At 40.3% G+C, this 18,655-nt stretch carries 22 protein-coding genes; 20 read left to right on the forward strand and 2 right to left on the reverse strand.

Annotated features, from left to right (window positions below; genetic code table 11):
• Window positions 1–9 precede the first annotated feature (9 nt).
• The 9 genes from rho (at window position 10) to ACTQ54_RS07420 (ending at window position 5,799) form a co-directional block, all read left to right on the forward strand.
• Window positions 10–1,275: a transcription termination factor Rho gene (rho, locus tag ACTQ54_RS07380; protein ID WP_441755541.1), complete on the forward strand. Its 1,266-nt coding sequence runs from the start codon at window positions 10–12 to the stop codon at window positions 1,273–1,275.
• A 109-nt stretch (window positions 1,276–1,384) separates the two neighbouring features.
• Window positions 1,385–1,834, forward strand: coding sequence for an aminoacyl-tRNA deacylase (locus tag ACTQ54_RS07385; protein WP_441755543.1), 450 nt, complete (start codon window positions 1,385–1,387; stop codon window positions 1,832–1,834).
• Between the two features lie 24 nt (window positions 1,835–1,858).
• Complete coding sequence (locus ACTQ54_RS07390) at window positions 1,859–2,080, forward strand: YdbC family protein (RefSeq protein WP_441755545.1); 222 nt, start codon at window positions 1,859–1,861, stop codon at window positions 2,078–2,080.
• A gap of 3 nt (window positions 2,081–2,083) precedes the next feature.
• Window positions 2,084–2,500 carry a GNAT family N-acetyltransferase gene (locus ACTQ54_RS07395; RefSeq protein ID WP_441755547.1) on the forward strand — a complete coding sequence of 139 codons (417 nt, stop codon included), beginning with the start codon at window positions 2,084–2,086 and terminating at the stop codon, window positions 2,498–2,500.
• Window positions 2,501–2,502: 2 nt separating this feature from the next.
• On the forward strand, window positions 2,503–2,748 hold the full coding sequence (locus tag ACTQ54_RS07400) for a hypothetical protein (protein WP_441755549.1): 246 nt from the start codon (window positions 2,503–2,505) through the stop codon (window positions 2,746–2,748).
• Between the two features lie 130 nt (window positions 2,749–2,878).
• Complete coding sequence (locus tag ACTQ54_RS07405) at window positions 2,879–3,145, forward strand: type B 50S ribosomal protein L31 (protein WP_441755551.1); 267 nt, start codon at window positions 2,879–2,881, stop codon at window positions 3,143–3,145.
• Window positions 3,146–3,973: 828 nt separating this feature from the next.
• Entirely contained in the window at window positions 3,974–4,729 is a 756-nt protein-coding gene (locus ACTQ54_RS07410) for a methyltransferase domain-containing protein (protein ID WP_441755553.1), read from the forward strand.
• Window positions 4,730–4,762: 33 nt separating this feature from the next.
• Window positions 4,763–5,173: a nucleoside 2-deoxyribosyltransferase gene (locus ACTQ54_RS07415; protein ID WP_441755555.1), complete on the forward strand. Its 411-nt coding sequence runs from the start codon at window positions 4,763–4,765 to the stop codon at window positions 5,171–5,173.
• Window positions 5,174–5,454: 281 nt separating this feature from the next.
• Window positions 5,455–5,799: a hypothetical protein gene (locus ACTQ54_RS07420; protein ID WP_441755557.1), complete on the forward strand. Its 345-nt coding sequence runs from the start codon at window positions 5,455–5,457 to the stop codon at window positions 5,797–5,799.
• 595 nt (window positions 5,800–6,394) lie between these two features.
• On the opposite strand, the gene ACTQ54_RS07425 is transcribed toward ACTQ54_RS07420, so the two are convergent.
• On the reverse strand, window positions 6,395–7,318 hold the full coding sequence (locus ACTQ54_RS07425; protein ID WP_441755559.1) for an ArsR/SmtB family transcription factor: 924 nt from the start codon (window positions 7,316–7,318) through the stop codon (window positions 6,395–6,397).
• Window positions 7,319–7,601: 283 nt separating this feature from the next.
• On the opposite strand from ACTQ54_RS07425, the gene ACTQ54_RS07430 reads away from it, so the two are divergent.
• The 6 genes from ACTQ54_RS07430 (at window position 7,602) to ACTQ54_RS07455 (ending at window position 13,924) form a co-directional block, all read left to right on the forward strand.
• Window positions 7,602–8,837, forward strand: a complete 1,236-nt coding sequence (locus ACTQ54_RS07430; RefSeq protein ID WP_441755561.1) for an ABC transporter substrate-binding protein — start codon at window positions 7,602–7,604, stop codon at window positions 8,835–8,837.
• Window positions 8,838–8,902: 65 nt separating this feature from the next.
• Complete coding sequence (locus ACTQ54_RS07435; RefSeq protein WP_441755563.1) at window positions 8,903–9,808, forward strand: carbohydrate ABC transporter permease; 906 nt, start codon at window positions 8,903–8,905, stop codon at window positions 9,806–9,808.
• A 15-nt stretch (window positions 9,809–9,823) separates the two neighbouring features.
• Window positions 9,824–10,666, forward strand: a complete 843-nt coding sequence (locus ACTQ54_RS07440; protein WP_441755565.1) for a carbohydrate ABC transporter permease — start codon at window positions 9,824–9,826, stop codon at window positions 10,664–10,666.
• A 12-nt stretch (window positions 10,667–10,678) separates the two neighbouring features.
• Window positions 10,679–11,056, forward strand: a complete 378-nt coding sequence (locus tag ACTQ54_RS07445) for a hypothetical protein (protein ID WP_441755567.1) — start codon at window positions 10,679–10,681, stop codon at window positions 11,054–11,056.
• A gap of 34 nt (window positions 11,057–11,090) precedes the next feature.
• Window positions 11,091–12,917, forward strand: a complete 1,827-nt coding sequence (locus ACTQ54_RS07450) for a glycoside hydrolase family 2 protein (protein WP_441755569.1) — start codon at window positions 11,091–11,093, stop codon at window positions 12,915–12,917.
• 20 nt (window positions 12,918–12,937) lie between these two features.
• Window positions 12,938–13,924 (forward strand): glycoside hydrolase family 43 protein, encoded by a 987-nt coding sequence (locus ACTQ54_RS07455; RefSeq protein WP_441755571.1) that lies wholly within the window; start codon window positions 12,938–12,940, stop codon window positions 13,922–13,924.
• A 356-nt stretch (window positions 13,925–14,280) separates the two neighbouring features.
• Here ACTQ54_RS07455 and ACTQ54_RS07460 read toward each other — a convergent pair whose 3' ends face one another.
• Window positions 14,281–14,913, reverse strand: coding sequence for an NUDIX hydrolase (locus tag ACTQ54_RS07460; protein WP_441755573.1), 633 nt, complete (start codon window positions 14,911–14,913; stop codon window positions 14,281–14,283).
• A gap of 164 nt (window positions 14,914–15,077) precedes the next feature.
• Between ACTQ54_RS07460 and efp the strand changes: the two genes are divergently transcribed.
• The 5 genes from efp (at window position 15,078) to ACTQ54_RS07485 (ending at window position 18,432) form a co-directional block, all read left to right on the forward strand.
• Window positions 15,078–15,641, forward strand: coding sequence for an elongation factor P (efp, locus tag ACTQ54_RS07465; protein WP_441755575.1), 564 nt, complete (start codon window positions 15,078–15,080; stop codon window positions 15,639–15,641).
• Window positions 15,642–15,679: 38 nt separating this feature from the next.
• Window positions 15,680–15,994, forward strand: coding sequence for an AbrB/MazE/SpoVT family DNA-binding domain-containing protein (locus ACTQ54_RS07470; protein ID WP_441755577.1), 315 nt, complete (start codon window positions 15,680–15,682; stop codon window positions 15,992–15,994).
• Window positions 15,988–16,221, forward strand: a complete 234-nt coding sequence (locus ACTQ54_RS07475; protein WP_441755579.1) for a type II toxin-antitoxin system PemK/MazF family toxin — start codon at window positions 15,988–15,990, stop codon at window positions 16,219–16,221. Before ACTQ54_RS07470 ends, ACTQ54_RS07475 begins: the two co-directional genes overlap by 7 nt.
• Window positions 16,222–16,304: 83 nt before the next feature.
• The gene (locus tag ACTQ54_RS07480) at window positions 16,305–17,801 is read left to right on the forward strand and encodes an FAD/NAD(P)-binding protein (RefSeq protein WP_441755580.1); all 1,497 of its coding nucleotides are present in this window, start codon (window positions 16,305–16,307) and stop codon (window positions 17,799–17,801) included.
• Window positions 17,802–17,874: 73 nt separating this feature from the next.
• Window positions 17,875–18,432, forward strand: a complete 558-nt coding sequence (locus tag ACTQ54_RS07485; RefSeq protein WP_441755582.1) for a LemA family protein — start codon at window positions 17,875–17,877, stop codon at window positions 18,430–18,432.
• Window positions 18,433–18,655 lie beyond the last annotated feature (223 nt).

Consider the following 18,655-nt stretch of genomic DNA (forward strand, 5'->3'; position numbering starts at 1 on the left):
GAACAAAAAATGGCTGATGCCTTTTCGTTAGAAACCTTACTTGCCAAAGAGGTTAAAGAGTTATACGCATATGCCCGTGAATTAGAAATACCCAATTATAGCCAATTAAGCAAGAAAGAATTGGCGCTTGCGGTGATGCGTACACAAGAAGAAAAACAAGGCTTCTTCCAAGTAGAAGGAGTATTAGACACAAATCCCGGTGAAGGTTTTGGCTTTTTACGTCCCATTAACTACTCACCAAGTCAAGAAGATATTTACATTTCAAATTCACAAATTCGTCGCTTTGAACTTAGAAACGGTGATAAGGTTTCTGGCCCGGCAAGACCTCCCAAAGCAAGTGAGCGTTTCTATGGCTTAATGCAAATCTCAACCGTTAACGGTAAAGATCCAGAAGAAGCCAAACAACGCGACCATTTCCCAAGTTTAACCCCGCTTTATCCAGAAGAACAAATTAAACTAAGTTACAAACCGCAAGCCATCGCTAATCGGATGATTGATTTAGTTTCGCCAATTGGTTTTGGGCAAAGAGGGCTTATCGTAGCGCCGCCAAAAGCAGGTAAAACAACGATTTTGAAAGATATTGCCAATGGGATTAGTCAAAATAACCCTAACGTTGAATTGATCGTCTTACTCATCGATGAACGTCCTGAAGAGGTTACCGATATTGAACGCAGTGTTAATGGCGAAGTGGTCTATTCTACTTTTGACCAACAACCTGAAAACCACGTTAGGATCGCTGAACTAGTACTTGACCGTGCCATGCGTCTAGTCGAGGACGGTCGCGATGTCGTTATTTTAATGGACAGCATCACCCGTCTTGCCCGCGCTTACAACCTAGTCGTGAAACCAAGCGGACGTACACTAAGTGGAGGACTTGATCCGGCAGCTTTCTATGGACCAAAACGTTTCTTTGGTGCCGCTCGCAATATCGAACATGGCGGTTCTCTCACCATTTTAGCGACCGCATTGGTTGATACCGGAAGTCGCATGGACGATATGATATTCGAAGAATTTAAAGGAACCGGGAACTCAGAGCTTCACTTGTCACGTCAGTTAGCTGAACGCCGTATTTTCCCTGCCATCGATATTCGCCGTTCTGGCACCCGTAAAGAAGAACTCTTACTCGACAGCCACGAACTCGACCAAATTTGGAAACTCCGCAAAATGATGGTCGGCGACTCCTTAGAATACACCGATCAGTTTATCCAACTGCTCAAACATTCCGACAGCAACCAAGCCTTTTTAGACCAAATCGAAAAACTTTCCGCAAAATAAATATCACTGCTAATAATCGAGAACACAGCGTTAACTACTTGTGTTCTCGATTTAATTATTTCCAAATTTTAAGAAATTGTGCTTAAATGAATTGAAAGGAGGTGCTACAATGGCTAAACTAAAGAAAACAAATGTCATGCGTGTCCTCGAACAACTTCATATTCCCTACCAAGCCTATAAATGGGAAGACGCTAAAAAACTAGCTGTGGATTCTCCGGTTTATAAAACGCTCGTCACCCAAGGAAAGTCCAATGAACACTATGTCTTTGTGGTACCTGTCACGAAAGAATTAGATTTAAAGAAAGCCGCTAAAGCTGTTGATGAGAAAAATATTCAAATGATAAAAGAAAAAGAACTCCTTCCATTAACGGGCTATGTGCATGGCGGCTGTTCACCCATCGGAATGAAAAAAGACTTTAAAACGATACTCGACCAATCGGCAGCCAATGAAGCAGGTATTTTAATTAGTGCAGGTAAAGTTGGCTTTTCTGTTGAAATAAATCCTGCCGATTTAACACAGCTTGTCCACTGGCAATTAGCAGATATTGCCACCGATTAATTTTGATGAAAGAGAGGGATTGAAATGGCCAATATTGAATTTGAAATCAAAGAACATATCGGCGTTTTATCAGAAAATGATAAAGGCTGGAAGAAGGAATTAACACTGACAAGTTGGAATAGCCGCCAACCCAATTTTGACATCCGCTCATGGGATCCAGAATATAACAAAATGAGCAAAGGTCTAACGTTAACCACAGAAGAATTGATTGCTTTACGTGATCTATTAAATGAAATGGAGTTATAATTTGTGATAGAGTACTCACAAGAACGTCAAGTCACAGAAGCACAATTGGTTCAATTGTATACATCAGTTGGTTGGACGAACTATTTGAATGGTCCAACTCCGCTTTTAACCCTTTTAAACCAATCGCGTCATCATTACGCAGCTTGGGATAAAGAAAAATTAGTCGGGTTAGTACGTGTCATAGGTGATGGTGGCTACATTGCTTATATCCAAGATTTACTCGTTGATCCAGCATATCAAGGCCGAGGTATTGGCAGTCAATTAATGAAATTAATGCTTAAAGAAGTCAACTATGCGCAACAAATTATTTTAACAACCGAACAGACGCCAAAAACAGTAGCGTTTTATCAATCACTTGGTATGGAAACATATGATCAATTGGATCTCGTTGGTTTTTATATGAAAGGATTTGGCAATTAACAATGGCTAAAAAGGATAACGATCACAATTTTGGATTAGGTATTGGTGTCGGTGTCGCTTTAGGAGTCGCATTTGGTCTATTGATGGATAATCTAGCTATTGGGATTGCCATCGGAATTTCATTAGGCGTTGCCTTTGACTCTGGTTTTGCTGAAAAAGAAAATGATTTACCAGAAAAGAAAGAAATTTTAGAAGTTGATGATGAAAAGGTTGTTAGCGAAGAAAAAGAAGAAGAGCCGAGGGAATGATTTAAAAAAATATTTAGAAAATATTCTTTGCATTCTGAACTCGGTCATGGTATCATCTTATTGTTGCACAATTGTGCATGGAATAACTGTAGACTAGCAGATAGTTTACGGCAGAAAAGGAGAAGACAATATGAAAGCAGACATCCATCCAAAATACCAACCCGTTGTCTTTATGGATACTACAACTGGCTATCAATTTCTATCTGGTTCAACTCGTAGCTCACAAGAAACAGTTGAATGGGAAGATGGGAATACATACCCATTAATCCGTGTAGAAATTTCTTCAGACTCACATCCATTTTACACAGGACGTCAAAAATTCACGCAAGCCGATGGCCGTGTGGATCGTTTCAACAAAAAATATGGCTTCACAGACAAAAACGCAGAAGCAGAGTAATTTTTGTCTATAAACATTGGTATATAAGCATTTAAGAGGTTTACCATTTGAGGTGGTAGACCTCTTTTTTTGGTGTTTGGCTAACTTTTTGCCGACTTATTATTGGTTTGATGAAATTTACGGAATTGTGTAAAAGTAATAGGGAAAGTTGCAAAGGGTACTGATGTTTGGCGAACGGATGCCCTCTTTTTTCTCTAGGGTAAACGCGTTTGGCGAACGGAAGCCCCTCCCGCGATTTGAGTTCCCTGCGATTGCCAAACGCGTTCCCCTCCCACAATTTGAGTTCCCTACGATTGCCAAACGGAAGCCCTTCCCACCTCCTTGAGTTCCCTGCGATTGCCAAACGCGTTCCCCTCCCGCGATTTGAGTTCCCTGCGTTTGCCGAACGGAAGCCCCTCCCGCGATTTGAGTTCCCTGCGTTAGCCAAACGGAAGCCCTTCCCACCTCCTTGAGTTCCCTGCGATTGCCAAACGCGTTCCCCTCCCGCGATTTGAGTTCCTTGCGTTAGCCAAACGGAAGCCTCTCCCGCGATTTGAGTTCCTTGCGTTTGCTAAACGCAGCTCTTCAAGTAATTTTAGTTCCTCGCGTTTTCTTCCAAACACACTATAGAGAAATCAAAAAGCTATAACACGCTCACTAAAGTAAGCAAAACCCGAGCAAAATCCAATCAACATATCATCGAAAATGAATGACACCACTCAGAATCTATACTCACATCATGACCTTAACGAACTTTAATTAGCAACATCCATTTACCAATGGATATAACGTATCTTATGTACCTCTTTGTGTTATATTTATTAAAACGATTAGTTTGGAGTGGTGAAGATGGACTATACAAAAATTAATGCGAAGACCATTGATGAGTGGGTTGAAGATGGCTGGCAATGGGGCATTCCAATTAGCCGAGAAGAATTTGCCAAAGCAAAAGAAGGCCAGTGGGAAATGGTGTTAACCCCTACGAAGCCAGTCCCTAAAGAGTGGTTTCCACACGATTTAAAAGGCAAAAAAGTGTTAGGTTTGGCTTCAGGTGGAGGTCAACAAATGCCGATTTTTGCTGCTTTAGGGGCTGAGTGTACGGTCTTAGATTATGCAACGAAACAAATTGAAAGTGAAAAAATGGTGGCAGAGCGAGAAGGCTATCAAATGGAGATGATTCAAGCAGATATGACGCAAGCTCTACCTTTTGAAGATGAAAGTTTTGACTTAATTTTTCATCCTGTTTCGAATGTTTATGTTGAAGATGTTTTATCGATTTGGAAAGAATGTTACCGTGTATTAGAGCCAGGCGGTCGTTTGCTTTCCGACTTAGATAATGGTATTAATTTTCTGTTTGATCCAGATGACGAGACGACGATTAAGTATAGTTTGCCATTTAATCCCTTAAAAAATCCTGAGCAATTAAAAATGCTGGAAGCAACGCATTCCGGGATTCAATTTTCACATACCATAGAAGACCAAATTAGAGGTCAATTACAAGCTGGTTTTCGACTGCAAGATATTTATGAAGACACAAATGGAGAAGGTTTCCTTCATGAACAAGGTATTCCATCTTTTTGGGCGAGCCTCGCGATAAAAGAATAGGTAGAGATATTTATTAGAGGAAGGGGAAATATAATGAAAATTTATTTTGCAGCATCGATTCGTGGCGGTAGGCAAGATGCGGAATTATATAAGGAATTGATTGCGTTTTTGAAGGAAGACCATCAAGTGTTGACTGAGCATATTGGAGACAATTTAGTGACAGATGAGGGCGAAAAAAATCTGTCGGATAAAGAGATTCGTGATCGGGATATTGCTTGGATTGTTGAAAGTGATGTGATGATTGCGGAGACAACGCGTCCTTCGTTGGGCGTTGGTTATGAGTTGGCTTATGCAGAATTTTTACAAAAACCGGTCATTATTTTGCACCGGCAGGAAGTGAGTCCGCTGTCCGCCATGATTGCTGGAACAGATTATTTTGATAAAATATTTTATTATTCTAACTTTGATGAAGCTGTAAAAATTTTAGAAAGTGAGCTAACCTGATGAAATACCAATGGCGAAGACCACGCCAACCGCATCGCTGCCTTATATCCGATTGCCTACAATTTGCGGTTGAAGTTAAAGCGCGCCGAAATTGGTTCTGAACCTTTTGAATCCACGGTTTACCCACTCGAAGACCTATGGACGCTCGAGCATTACGACCCGGGCCAACCCATCGACAAAATCATGATCAGACAACCCCATCCAATAAATATCACTGATTTTAAACAAGCTGTAGTGGCATCACAAAAGAAAAGCCGAACCTGCTATACGAAGAAGTGCAGTTGAAAGCTAGTGGGATAGTCATTCCACCGTCAATTCACAAACACTTAAGGAAGCAAAATTTTCACCTTGATGAAGTGGGCATGTCAAATGCTCAAGTCTTATTGTTTGATGACTATGTGTTGAAAATAACCGACTTGGCCGATGAAGAAGGAGGAAAAGAACGAGTGATGATGCGCTTGTTAGCTGATCAATTGCCGGTTCCGACTATTATTGAAGTAGAAGAAGCGGAAGGGCAGAGATTTTTGTTGATCCGCTCGTTTGAAAGTGGTATTTCATCCGAGCGCCGTTGTTTCCCTCGTTTGAAAGTGGTATTTCATCCGAGCGCCGTTGTTTCCCTCGTTTGAAAGTGGTATTTCATCCAATCGCCGCTGGTTCCCTCGGATAAAAAGTGTGTTTCATCCGAGCGCGTTTGTCTCCCTCGGATAAAAAGTGTGTTTCATCCGAGCGCGTTTGTCTCCCTCGGATAAAAAGTGTGTTTCATCCGAGCGCGTTTGTCTCCCTCGGATGAAAAGTGTGTTTCATCCGAGCGCTGTTGTTTCCCTCGGATGAAAAGAGTGTTTCATCCGAGCGCGTTTGTCTCCCTCGGATGAAAAGTGTGTTTCATCCGAGCGCGTTTGTCTCCCTCGGATGAAAAGTGCGTTTCATCCGAGCGCTGCTGTTTCGCTCGGATGAAAGTAGAGTTTCATCCGATCGCGTTTGTCTCCCTCGGATGAAAAGTGCGTTTCATCCGAGCGCGTTTGTCTCCCTCGGATGAAAAGTGTGTTTCATCCGAGCGCGGTTGATCCGCTCGTTTGAAAATGATATTTCATCCGATCGCGGTTGTCTCCCTCGTTCGAAAGTGATATTGATTTGAAAAAATAAGTCTGGAATAAAAGGTTTCAGCTAGCTAAAAAAACAGAAATCACTCTTTCATTTATGAGTGATTTCTGTTTCTGTTTTTTATACCTTACTCCCCTCCACCTCCGAATAATACATCTTATACAAAATATGCTGCGGGAAATTGCCAAACTGTTTACCAAAAATAGTTAATCCGCCACCATAATCACTTTCTTCAACAGCAATCCGTATGGTAATCAGACCATCATCAAAATTCAAATCATCTAAAGTAATACTCGAAAGACTTTCGCTATCCACTAATGATTCATGGGGGGTAATCCGTAAGGTTTTCATCAAGCCGTATTGGCTATTACGGTCCGGCCACCAGTCGGGATTCAGTTTGCCACGGACATCGGAATAATTACCGCGGATCGTCCAATTGCCAATGTAGACATCGTTGATATAGAAACCGACTTGTGATGGCCAATTGTTATTCGAAACAGGAAATTCGGAAGCAATCTCGAGTGATATTTCTAATAATTCTGGTTTTTGCGATGAGACATCTAAATAGTTTGGAATTTTATATTCGAAAAAGCCAGAGGTAATCCAAATAATTTGTGCTTCCATCCGCTGAGGGTTCATAAAATGTTTTGGTTCATCCAAAATACCAATATAATTTGTCGAAGTAGCTAATCCGCAAGTAGGCGTTGCTTCATAATCCGTAAAATGCCCAACTGGAATACTTTCTTGGTATACTTTAAAGGTTGGGAAAACAAGACCAGGGAAGCGGACATAGAGTTCATCAATCGCCAATCGACAAATTTTTTGTGTGCCTGATTGCGCTGCCTCAACGCGCGTTCGAATGATGCCAACATCTTCTAATTGTTTAATATGTCGTGTCACAATGCCGCTCGACAAATATAATTTCTCGGCAATATCTTTAATATTATATTCTCCAATAGCTAACAAATTGATAATGCGTAAACGTGATTCGCTAGCTAAAGCTTCTAAAACCGGTAAATGTTCTAAGCTTGTATCAATTTCCAATTAAAAGAACCTCCTCACATGATTTACTTTTAAGTAAATTATAGCACAACAAAGCAGTCATAGAAACTACTCAATTGCTTCTTGTGTAAACATAGGACTCACAACATAGAAAGCGATTGCAAACAATAATCTTACGTATTATACTTATATATAGAAAAGGCTTTATTAAGCGCATTTGCTTTACTTATAAGTCAATCGTTAAGGAAGGAGGCTGCGTTATCGGTAGGTGATGTCCATTGTTAGGTCGAAATAGAGTTATTTATTTAAAAAAGGAGAAATAATAATGAAGAAAAAATTAAGTCTTTTAGCTTTAGCATCTCTAGCTCTTTCTGTTGTACCTTTTGCGAGTACACAAACAGTTGATGCGCAAGAAAATGTTATTACTGTATGGAGTGGGGTAACGGGACCAGATGGGGAATTGATCCGTCAAAACATCGAAGAATATAACGCAACAAATCCAGAGTTTCCGGTTGAATTGTTAGCTATGGAAGGTGCCACTTTAAACCAACGTTTAGTAACAGCAACACGTTCACGTGAAGGTATTCCTGACCTTGCGCTGGTAGCATCTGAAACGGTCACACAATATGTTGGACAAGGCCTATTAGAATCATGGGATACATTTATTGAAGGAACAGAAGTTAATGCTGAGAATTATTTAGAAGAGGCATGGACAGTTGGTACGGTTGATGACTCACAATATGGTTTACCAACAACCATGGGTACTTGGGTGATGTACTACAACCAAGATTTAGTGGATCAGTATGTTCCTGGTGCAACGGATGATGGTATTGTGACGTATGAAGAAATTGAAACAGCGGGTGAATTAGCGAAAGAAGACGGCGTTTATGCATATGGACTTGGTTGGCCAATGCAAAACTTTAACAACCTTTACTTACAAATGGGTGGAACATTCGCAGACGAAAATGGCGTTATTAACATTAATAACGAAACGGCCGCTGCTACCATTGAACAATTCAAGAGTATGTACGAAGCAGGTTACACAACCGGTAATGGTATCGATACGGTTGCTGAATTTATGAATGGTAATGTTATTTTCTTGCCAGAAGGTACTTGGATGTTAAGTCAAATGGAAGATATTACAGACTTTGAATGGGGTCAAACCTTTACACCGCAATGGGATGCAGAAAACATTGTTCAAGCAAGTGGGGCTTCACAATTTGTTATGTTCCTAGACCAAAATCGTCCAGATGAGCGTCGTGAAGCAGCCGTTCAATTTGTGGATTGGTTAAGAACAAATCAATTAACATGGTTGAAATCTGGTGAAAACACTGCCTCATTAGCTATGTTAGAAAACGAAGAATATTTAGCAATGCCTCAATCATTCTTAATTAAAACGCCAGAAGCACGTGAAGCCATTACAATCATTACTGATGAAGGTTCATCACATGTGTTTGGTGAAATTGATGCAACTGCTTGGGATATGTTTGAAGGTAATGTTGATATTATGGAACAACTTAACCAAATTCAACAAACCGTTAACGACATTATGGGTTACTAAAATAAACTAAGAATAAAACAAGAGGAGGATGTCAATCCTCCTTTTAATTAAAAGGGTGGGTAATTTTGGAAAATACACAAGCAAATCCAAATCTTAAAAAACGTAAAAAACTCAATTTCCAGCCAGCCTTATTTGTTGGACCGCATCTCATCATCTTTTTGATTTTTACTTTAATCCCGTTTGTTTATGGGATTTATATTGCATTTACTGATTGGGATCTATTTACAGATCCGGTCTTTGTTGGATTCAAGAATTTTACAACAATCTTATTCGATCAAGATTCTAGTTTTTATCGTCAATTTTGGAATGGTTTAGGTAATACTTTCTTCTTTGTTCTTATTACGGTTCCGTTTTGTATACTCGTGCCATTATTTTTAGCAACAATTTTAAATACACGACCAAAACTCCATCGATTATTCCAATCAATTTTCTATGTTCCTTCATTATTTGCGATATCTGCGGTTATGATAATTTGGCAGTTTTTACTGAGTATTTCATATGGACCGATCAATGAAATCTTTGGAATAAATATCAACTTATTAAGCACACAGCCTTACGCTTGGATAGCTTTAGTTGTTGTAACCGTCTGGTGGACGATTGGGGGTAACTTAGTTATTTACCAAGCCGCTATTAACGGGGTATCAACTGATATGCTGGAAGCGGCTGAGTTAGATGGCGCCAATGCCTTTCAAAAATTGTTCAAAGTGGTCGTACCAAGTATTCGTTTCCAGATTTTATATACAACGATTACGACTACGATTGCGCAATTTAATGTTTATGGTCAACCGCTGATGTTAACGGGTGGTGGTCCTAACCGTTCAACGGAAGTGCTTATTATGAATGTGCAGCAAAATGCCTTTGGGGCAGGGATGTCAAGAGCTGGGATTGCCTCAGCAATGGCCGTCATGTTAGGCCTATGTATTATGGCGGTTTCTGTCATTCAATTTTTCATCATGAGAAAACAAGATTAGGAGGCTGGTGTCAAAATGAAAAAGAAAAAATTATCTATTTGGAGAATCTTGACCTATGCCGTCTTAATCCTGGCCGCATTAGCTTGGTCATACCCAATTCTTTGGGGGATCTTTACGTCATTTAAATCGGAAGCTGAAATTCGTCAATTAGGCTATAGCTTCTTGCCAATTAATTGGACAATTGAAAATTATCAAGAAATTTTATTTGAAAATCCTTCCACCCCTATTTTAAGCTGGTTTACCAACTCGCTGATTGTAGCGGTAGGACATGTGGCTTTAGTCTTAGTGGTAACATCTCTTGCTGCCTATGGCTATGCCCGTATGGACTTTAAGGGAAAAGATGTCTTGTTTTCATTTTTACTAGCATCCATGATGTTCCCAGGAATCGTTAACTTAATCCCATTGTATGACATCGTTCAACAGTTAGGTTGGTTAAATAACAAATTAGCCTTAATTGTGCCAGGTGCCGGAAGTGTTGGGAATGTCTTTTTAGTAAGGCAATTCGCATTAAATATCCCTAAATCCTTTGATGAGTCAGCGCGAATCGACGGAGCTAATGATTTTCAAATATTTACAAGTATTATTTTGCCGATTTTAAAACCTGTCTTAATCGTAACCGCTTTGTTCTCATTTACCGGTTCATGGAATGACTTCTTATGGCCATCCATTGTGATGAGTGGCTTAGATGATCTAACCATCACTCCTGGACTACAGTTGCTGCAAGGGCAATACCGTACCTATCCTGGACTAGGAGCAGCAGGAGCGGTTATGGCAATCATACCGACGGTATTACTTTATGTGTTTGCGCAAAAATACTTTATGGAATCACTCACACTTGAAGCAGGACTAAAAGGTTAGAGGTGAAACATTATGAGTCGCAAACTCGAACGCATCATTATCTATATCGCAAGTATTTGGCAAATAATTACCGGAGCAATTACGGCCGGTATTTATTTATTTAATTTAGAGTCGACCTTTCTAGGCGCCAATTCAGCCCTATCGACTTTTGGGAATTTTGTGTTTATCTATGGCATGGCTTACGTTACTATAGGGATTATTAATGCTATTTTCGCTAATAAATATCTGGAAGATGGCAGTATTCTAAAAGTGATGTTGTATTTTTGGATCGGACAGATTGTCGTATTTCTGTTGTTGGTGGATTATGTCAGTTTAATGTTATTGATTTTAGCTACCACCATCGCCTTTGCGAAAAATAAATCCATAAAAATGCAACATTCAATTAAATAACACACATAATAATGTAACTTGAGGAGCAGTTTGTATGAAAAGAAATGAATATCCACGCCCGCAGTTTGTGCGTGAGAACTGGTTAAATCTAAATGGAGAATGGGAATTTTGCTTTGATGATGAGAATCGCGGCATGAAGGAACAATGGTTCAAAAACAATGTGCCTTTTGATCAAGTTATCCAAGTCCCATTTGTTTATCAATCTAAATTAAGTGGGATTCATGATACGGGCAACCATGAAATTGTTTGGTACCGTCGAACATTTACGATGCCAGAAGATTTTACCAAAGACCGTTTTGTCCTTCATTTTGGCGCGGTTGATTATATTGCAGATGTCTTTGTTAATGGTTCGCTAGTTGGCCAACATATTGGTGGACATACCTCCTTTAAATTTGATGTTTCAGCCTATCTCGACAAAGATAGCGACCAACAAACCATTACTTTACGCGTGTTTGACCCTCGCAAGGATGAACGTATCCCAAGAGGTAAGCAAACCTGGTCAGAAGAACCCCATTCGATTTGGTATACAAATTCAACTGGGATTTGGCAAACCGTCTGGTTAGAAAATATCGCTGCATCATCCATTGAAGCAGCTTATTTTACACCGAACATCGATAACGGAACAGTGGAGTTATTAGTCGATCTCCATAATCCGAAAGTCAACCAAAGCTTAAATTATACCATTGCATTTAAAGGTGAAAAAGTTGCCAGTGGTCGCTTAGATTGCCATAGTCCTTTTATGGAAATAACTATTTCGATTAGCCAGCAACAAATTTTTAGAACAGCCTTTCACCATAATGGTTGGTATTGGACACCTGAGACACCGAATTTATTTGATGTTCGTTTAACGTTAGAAGAAGACGGACAAACCTTAGATAGCGTTGATAGCTACTTTGGGATGCGTAAAATCCATATTGAAGACGGGAAAACCTATCTGAATAACAAGCCATATTACCAAAAACTGGTGTTAGACCAAGGTTACTGGCCGGAGTCGTTGATGACCGCTCCATCAGACGAAGCCTTTAAAAAAGATATTGAATTATCGAAAGCGATGGGCTTTAACGGCGCTCGTAAACACCAAAAAGTCGAAGATCCGCGCTTTTTATATTGGGCTGACCAAATGGGTTATATTGTTTGGGGCGAATCAGCTTCAGCTCATTATTTCAGTAAAGAATCCATTTCTTACGTGACAGACGAATGGAAAGAAATCGTCAAACGCGATTATAACCACCCATCAATTGTGACTTGGGTACCATTTAACGAAAGTTGGGGGATTGGTGAAGTGGCGCGTGATCGCCGCCAGCAGCACTACACCCAAGCCTTGTATCATCTGCTTCACGCTCTGGATACAAGCCGTCTGGTCATTTCCAATGATGGTTGGGAAATGACTGAAACCGACATCACAGCTGTTCACAACTATGCCCACGGCCAAATCGATGAAGTGAAAAAATTCGAACAATTTAAACACGATACAAATTATAAAATAAATATCCTTGCGTCAACCTCTGCTGGTCGACCAATTTATGCCGAAGGCTTTAGTTACCAAGATACACCTATTCTTCTGACTGAGTATGGTGGGATTGGTTATAAAGTGGGTGAACAAGCAGGCTGGGGTTACACCAGTGTAACGGACGAAGCAGACTTTGTTTCTGAATATGAACGTGTGACCAATGCTGTGATGGAATCAAACCATTTATTCGGTTTTTGTTACACCCAGCTCTATGATGTGGAGCAAGAAATTAATGGCTTATTAACTTATGATCGTCAACCAAAATGTCCGTTAGAAAAAATTAAAGCCATCAACAGTCAGTACCACAGCAATAATATTGCGACGGACGATAGCGAGGGATGCAAATGCTAAAAAAATACTGGTTGCTATTAATGGCCGTATGCAGTGTTATTTATTTTGGAGGGGTTCAAGCAGTGACAGCAGAAGAAATTTATTATAATAATCCCATCGGGAATATGACGGATATTGGGGATCCTTATATTTTAAAAGATGACGGTAAATATTACATGTATGCGACTTCGGCACCGGGCGTGGGCTTTTTGGTTTGGGAGTCAGACAATTTGGTGGATTGGGAAGAATATGGTTTGGCTTATGATCACATGCATTCTGACTTATGGGCGACGGGGGATTTTTGGGCGCCGGAAGTCATTAAGCATGGCGACACCTACTATATGTCCTATAGTGCCCGCAACCAAGAAGACAGTTTGCGGATTGCGATAGCAACGAGTGATTCGCCGACCGGTCCTTTTGTGGACGCGAACCCTGATTTAATAGCTGATGAAGGTTCGTATATCGACGGCCACTTCTTTATTGACGATGATGGCACACCTTATTTCTATTATGTCAAAGATAATTATGAAAATATTGTTGATGGTAAGCATGTCAGCCATATTTATGTACAGGAAATGGCTAACGATTTGTTGAGTTTGGTGGGCGAACCACAATTTCTATTGGAGCCCGATCATGAGTGGGAAGACCCTAATGGCGACTACCAATGGAATGAAGGTCCGTTTGTGATCAAACACGAAGACCGCTACTACTTGATGTATTCTGCCAACTTCTTTGCCGGACCCAATTATGCGGTAGGTTATGCGGTGAGTGACAATCCGATGGGACCTTTTGAGAAAAGTGACACCAACCCGATTTTGACATCGGATTTAAGCAAAGGGATTTCCGGCCCCGGCCACAACAGTGTGACGAAAGGCCTGGATGATGAGACGCTCTATATCGTGTACCACATCCACACCGATCCCAACAACCCAAGCGGCAACCGCCGTCCAGCGATTGATCGCCTTTACTTTGAAGACGGCGAATTGAAAGTTGACGGCCCAACTACCGACGACGTCCAATTAAAATAAATATCTCTGGCAAGAGACGAAACCTCTAAGCTTTCAACCGGAAAGCTTAGAGGTTTTTTGTGGTGCAGCCAGCAAGGGCGGCGCTAAATTGGTGGAGTGGTTGGATCTGACGTGAAAGTGCTTCCGGTACGTCAGTTTAGACGCTAAACTGACGAACTGAGCCTCTTAAACTGTCTATTTAGACGCTAAACTGACGAACTGAGCCTCTTAAACTGTCTATTTAGGCACTAAACTGACGAACTGAGCCTACTTAACTGTCTATTTAGCTACTTAACTAACGTGACCCACCTCTCGCCCCACTGCTAAACCGCCTCGCCCCCGCCAACACCAAAAAAACCAGCCGCAAAGGCTGGTCTTTACAACTTATCTTTAAAATGTTCCCTGACCAACTCAATAAAGCGGTCGGTGATGTTGGCGGTAAAGCCCCAGAGATACTGGTCGTCAAGGCGATAGTAGGGGATTTTGGCTCTAAAGGTCCGCATCCGAATATCACGTGAACTGTTGATATAATCGAAAGGAAAATCGTCGGTATAATTGGCTTGGGCAGTGATTTCGTAATAAGCTGGTCGGTTTTCGACAAGGAACCGCAATGGCAGAGTAAAGACACTGGCCACTTCCTCGTTGGGGTTCAGCAGATCAATATCAAAGTCATGCAGTACCCCGACATAACTATAAATCACACGGCTATCTTGGACAATATAGTCTAAAGCACCAAAAAGTTCAATCTTACTACCATCGTAGTTTAACTCTTCAACGGTTTCCCGCACGGCAGCTTCTGCTGGTGTTTCACCTTCATCAATTCGTCCGCCCGGAAAAGATGTTTCGTTCGGTTGTGAAATGTGTTGACTACGCACTTCATATAACAAATGTAGTTCGTTATCTATTTCAACAAGCGGAATCAGCACCGCATAGCGTTTCGTTGTGCCAATGGGTCTAGCGCGGTAATTGTCTACCATTTCTTTAATCGATTGCATCGAAAAGTTTTTCATTCGACACCTCCATGTACTGAATTCTCTCCTATTATACCATTTAAACCTTTAAATAAATAACTTCATAGCTAACAATGCTGTTAGGAAAAAGCCACTGAATATGGTATGATAGGAGAGGAAATTCTACAATTGAATCTGAGATATTTATTTAAAGGAGAAATGACATGATTACAGCAGTAGACTTAAGAGCGGGTATGACTTTTGTTCAAGATGGTAAATTGATTCGTGTGCTCGACGCGAGCCACCATAAACCTGGTAAAGGGAATACGGTTATGCGTATGAAATTGCGTGATGTGCGTACGGGTGCAACTTATGATACTACATTCCGTCCGGATGAAAAATTTGAACGTGCCTACATTGAAACAAAAACCGTTCAATACCTATATAGCATGGACGGTACGTCTTACTTTATGGACTTGGAAACATACGAGCAGTATGAAATTCCAAACGAATTGATTGAATACGAATTGAAATTCTTGCTTGAAAATATGCAAGTTAAAATTCAATTCTATACAACGGAAGTTATCGGGGTTGAATTACCTGGTTCAGTCGTTTTAACGGTTGCTGAAACACAACCATCGATTAAAGGGGCTACTGTTACAGGTTCTGGTAAGCCAGCGACAATGGAAACAGGTTTAGTCGTGAACGTGCCGGACTTTATCGAAGTCGGTGAAGCGCTAGAAATTAGCACTAGCGAAGGAACTTACCAACGTCGTGCACAAAGATAATTAACCTTAAATAAATATCATCCTGCGTATACCGTAGGGTGATATTTTTTGTTCATGTATATACATTTGGTGTATTCTATTTAAGAGGTGAAAATATTGACAATGTAAAATTAGTTAATTGGGGAAACTCAAAAGCGATCCGTATTCCGATTGCGATTATTCAACAGTTAATTTTAAACGAAAACCAGTTATTTGAAATCAAAGTTCAAAATGAACATATTCAATTAATTCCTAAACAAGAATATCCTGAAACAATTTACGAATTGTTTGCAGACTATAACGGTAAAGCTTTTAATTATTCAGAAGAAGAATTAGATTGGGGAGAAGCTAAAGGAGAGGGATTGGAGTGGTAATTCAGCAAGGTGATATTTTTTATGTTAACTTCAGCCCTAGTAAAGGGTATGAACGACCATCTAGAAGTCCGGCGATTGCATTGAGTCACGATTTTGTGCAGGCATCAAGTGGGATAACCATTGTTGCCCCCACATCCAATACATCACGTAACTTTCCAACTTATTATCCGTTGACAGAAACAGAAAAAATCCCTTGCTATTATTCACACCTAAAAATTGCTTTTTGATTTAAGCGATCATTATAGCAAAAATTAACTGTCAATAAATTGACTACTAAGCTTGATTTTAGTAAAATTAAATCACTTTTACATTGAATCGGAGGCGAAAGTTTATCGAAAAAGTAGCAGTTATTGGTATGGGTGTTAGTGGGTCTGCCACACTCCTAGCCTATCAAAAAGCGAAACAAAAATACCCAAATATGGAAGTAGAAATTGATTGTTTTGACACAGAAGCATCTTTTGGCCGAGGTGTTCCTTTTCGAGAACCATCAGAAGAAGCGTTAATTAATTCGCCTAGCGATGCTATTTCATATGATTTTGAAAACATGCATGATTTCGTTGAGTGGTTAGAAGAAAAACAAATCCCTATTCCACAATATGCCCCGCGTCGTTTGTACGGCGATTATTTATTTGATCGCACGCAAGAACTAGTTGAAGCCTTAAATGCGACCAGCTTTTACAGTAAAGTAGAATCACTCACTTGGTTACCAACTAAGAAAAAATGGGCGGTTAAACTTGAAAAATCTGAACTGGCCGATGATGAGGACCAGCTTTATGACCGTGTCCACTTATGTTGCGGTGAGTTTCCCATTCAAGATTTCTACCAATTAAAAGGTCACCCTCGTTACATTCATCAGACCTATCCTTTGAATAAATATCCCAAAGATGTCGATACTGCTGCTAGAGTAGGCATCATCGGAACAGGCTTATCGGGAATTGATGTGTTGAAATACTTAGGTAACGACCGTCAAGTAGCAGAGATATTTATTTTTTCACTTGGCGGGCATTTCCCGACGGTTCGTGGGAATGATGAAGTCGAACTCCAATTTGACTGCCTCCAACAAGTACGCGTGGACGAGCAAATTAAACAAAATAATGGTTATTTGGATTTTGAAACGGTTGATAAATGGATCACGCATGACTTGGCGTTAAATCAATTAGATTTTAAAGCGTTCAAAGAAGAATATTATCTGCCTGGAATTGAAGGAATCGAAAAAACGCTCGCTAATCCAGAGGTTGTTGGGCAGATGCAAGCGGCCATGAGTCATTTGACGGTCATTATGACCACAATTTGGGAAGTTTTATCCGAAGAGAACCGGAAGCAATTTAATGAAAAATACAATGACATAATCAACCATTTACGTAATCCAATGCCGCCTAATTCTGCTAAAGAAATTCTCGCACTTGCCAAAGAGAATCGCTTAACTGTCCTTGGTGATTTAGAGACCATTGACCGTGAGGCCGACGACAAGCTAATCTTAATCCCTGAAGATAAGGATAAAGAGTCTGTCGCCGTGGATTGGGTTGTCAACGCAACCGGTGGACAATTAACGAACAAGAGTGAATTGGACAGTCATCCGCTCCTTGACCACCTACTCGATGAACGGATTGCTCAAGTTGACACCGCCAAAGGATTAAGTATGAATCGTCAAACGGTTCAAGTGATTTCACCGCGTTACGGCGAATGGGACAATTTGCATGCGCATGGTATGTTGGTTAATGGGGTTATTTACCAAAATAATTCTACTATTAAAATTCAACAGCATGCAGAAGCCTTAATGAACCGCCTGCTCGAAAAAAAGCAGTAAGCTTTTAGACAAACAAAGCCCAGTAGTTTATAATTGACTTATCTTAGGCTTTTATTTGAAAGGTGGAAAGACAATGGAGTGGATAATAATTTTAGTCGTTGTTGTCATTATCGGCTTAGCATGGATGATGATTTACAACCGTTTGATTCAAAGACGTAATTGGACCGATGAGAGCTTTAGCCAAATTGATGTCCAATTGAAACGCCGGAATGATTTGATTCCAAATTTAGTCGAAACCGTTAAAGGTTATGCGAGTCATGAGCGTGAAACCTTAGACCGTGTCACTCAAGCCAGGCAACAAATGTTAGCTTTGCCAAATGATGCCAGTCCGGAACAAATCAATACCATGTCTAATCAGTTAACAGGAGCCTTATCACGTCTTTTAGCCGTAGCTGAGTCTTATCCTGAATTAAAAGCGAATACCAATTTTACGCAATTACAGCAAACACTCGCTGACACTGAAGACAAAATTGCTAAAGCAAGAATGCTTTACAATTCAAGCGTTCAACAATACAACACGGCCGTTGAATCCATGCCGAATAATATTATTGCCGGTGTCCACGGCTTTAGGACACGCCCTTATTTAGAAACGCCAGAAGAAGACCGTGCTGTGCCAGAAGTGAGTTTTTAATCACATAAGCATCAAGTAATAGAAGTCAATTCAGACAAGATCTACTTGGCTGGATTGACTTTTTTAAAGCCCTGAAATAAATATCATCGACTCAAAGCAGGGATATTTATTAAAAGAAAGATTGCTATTAGAGGGGAAAAAGAGTACAATTTTTTAGTTAAGTGTAATAATTGGTAAAGAAGTCGTTAAATCTTAAAAAATGTGAAAATAGACTATCATTTAG

Origin of the sequence: Fundicoccus sp. Sow4_H7, assembly GCF_052115865.1 — a bacterium.
In the GTDB taxonomy this organism is placed as follows: domain Bacteria; phylum Bacillota; class Bacilli; order Lactobacillales; family Aerococcaceae; genus Fundicoccus_A.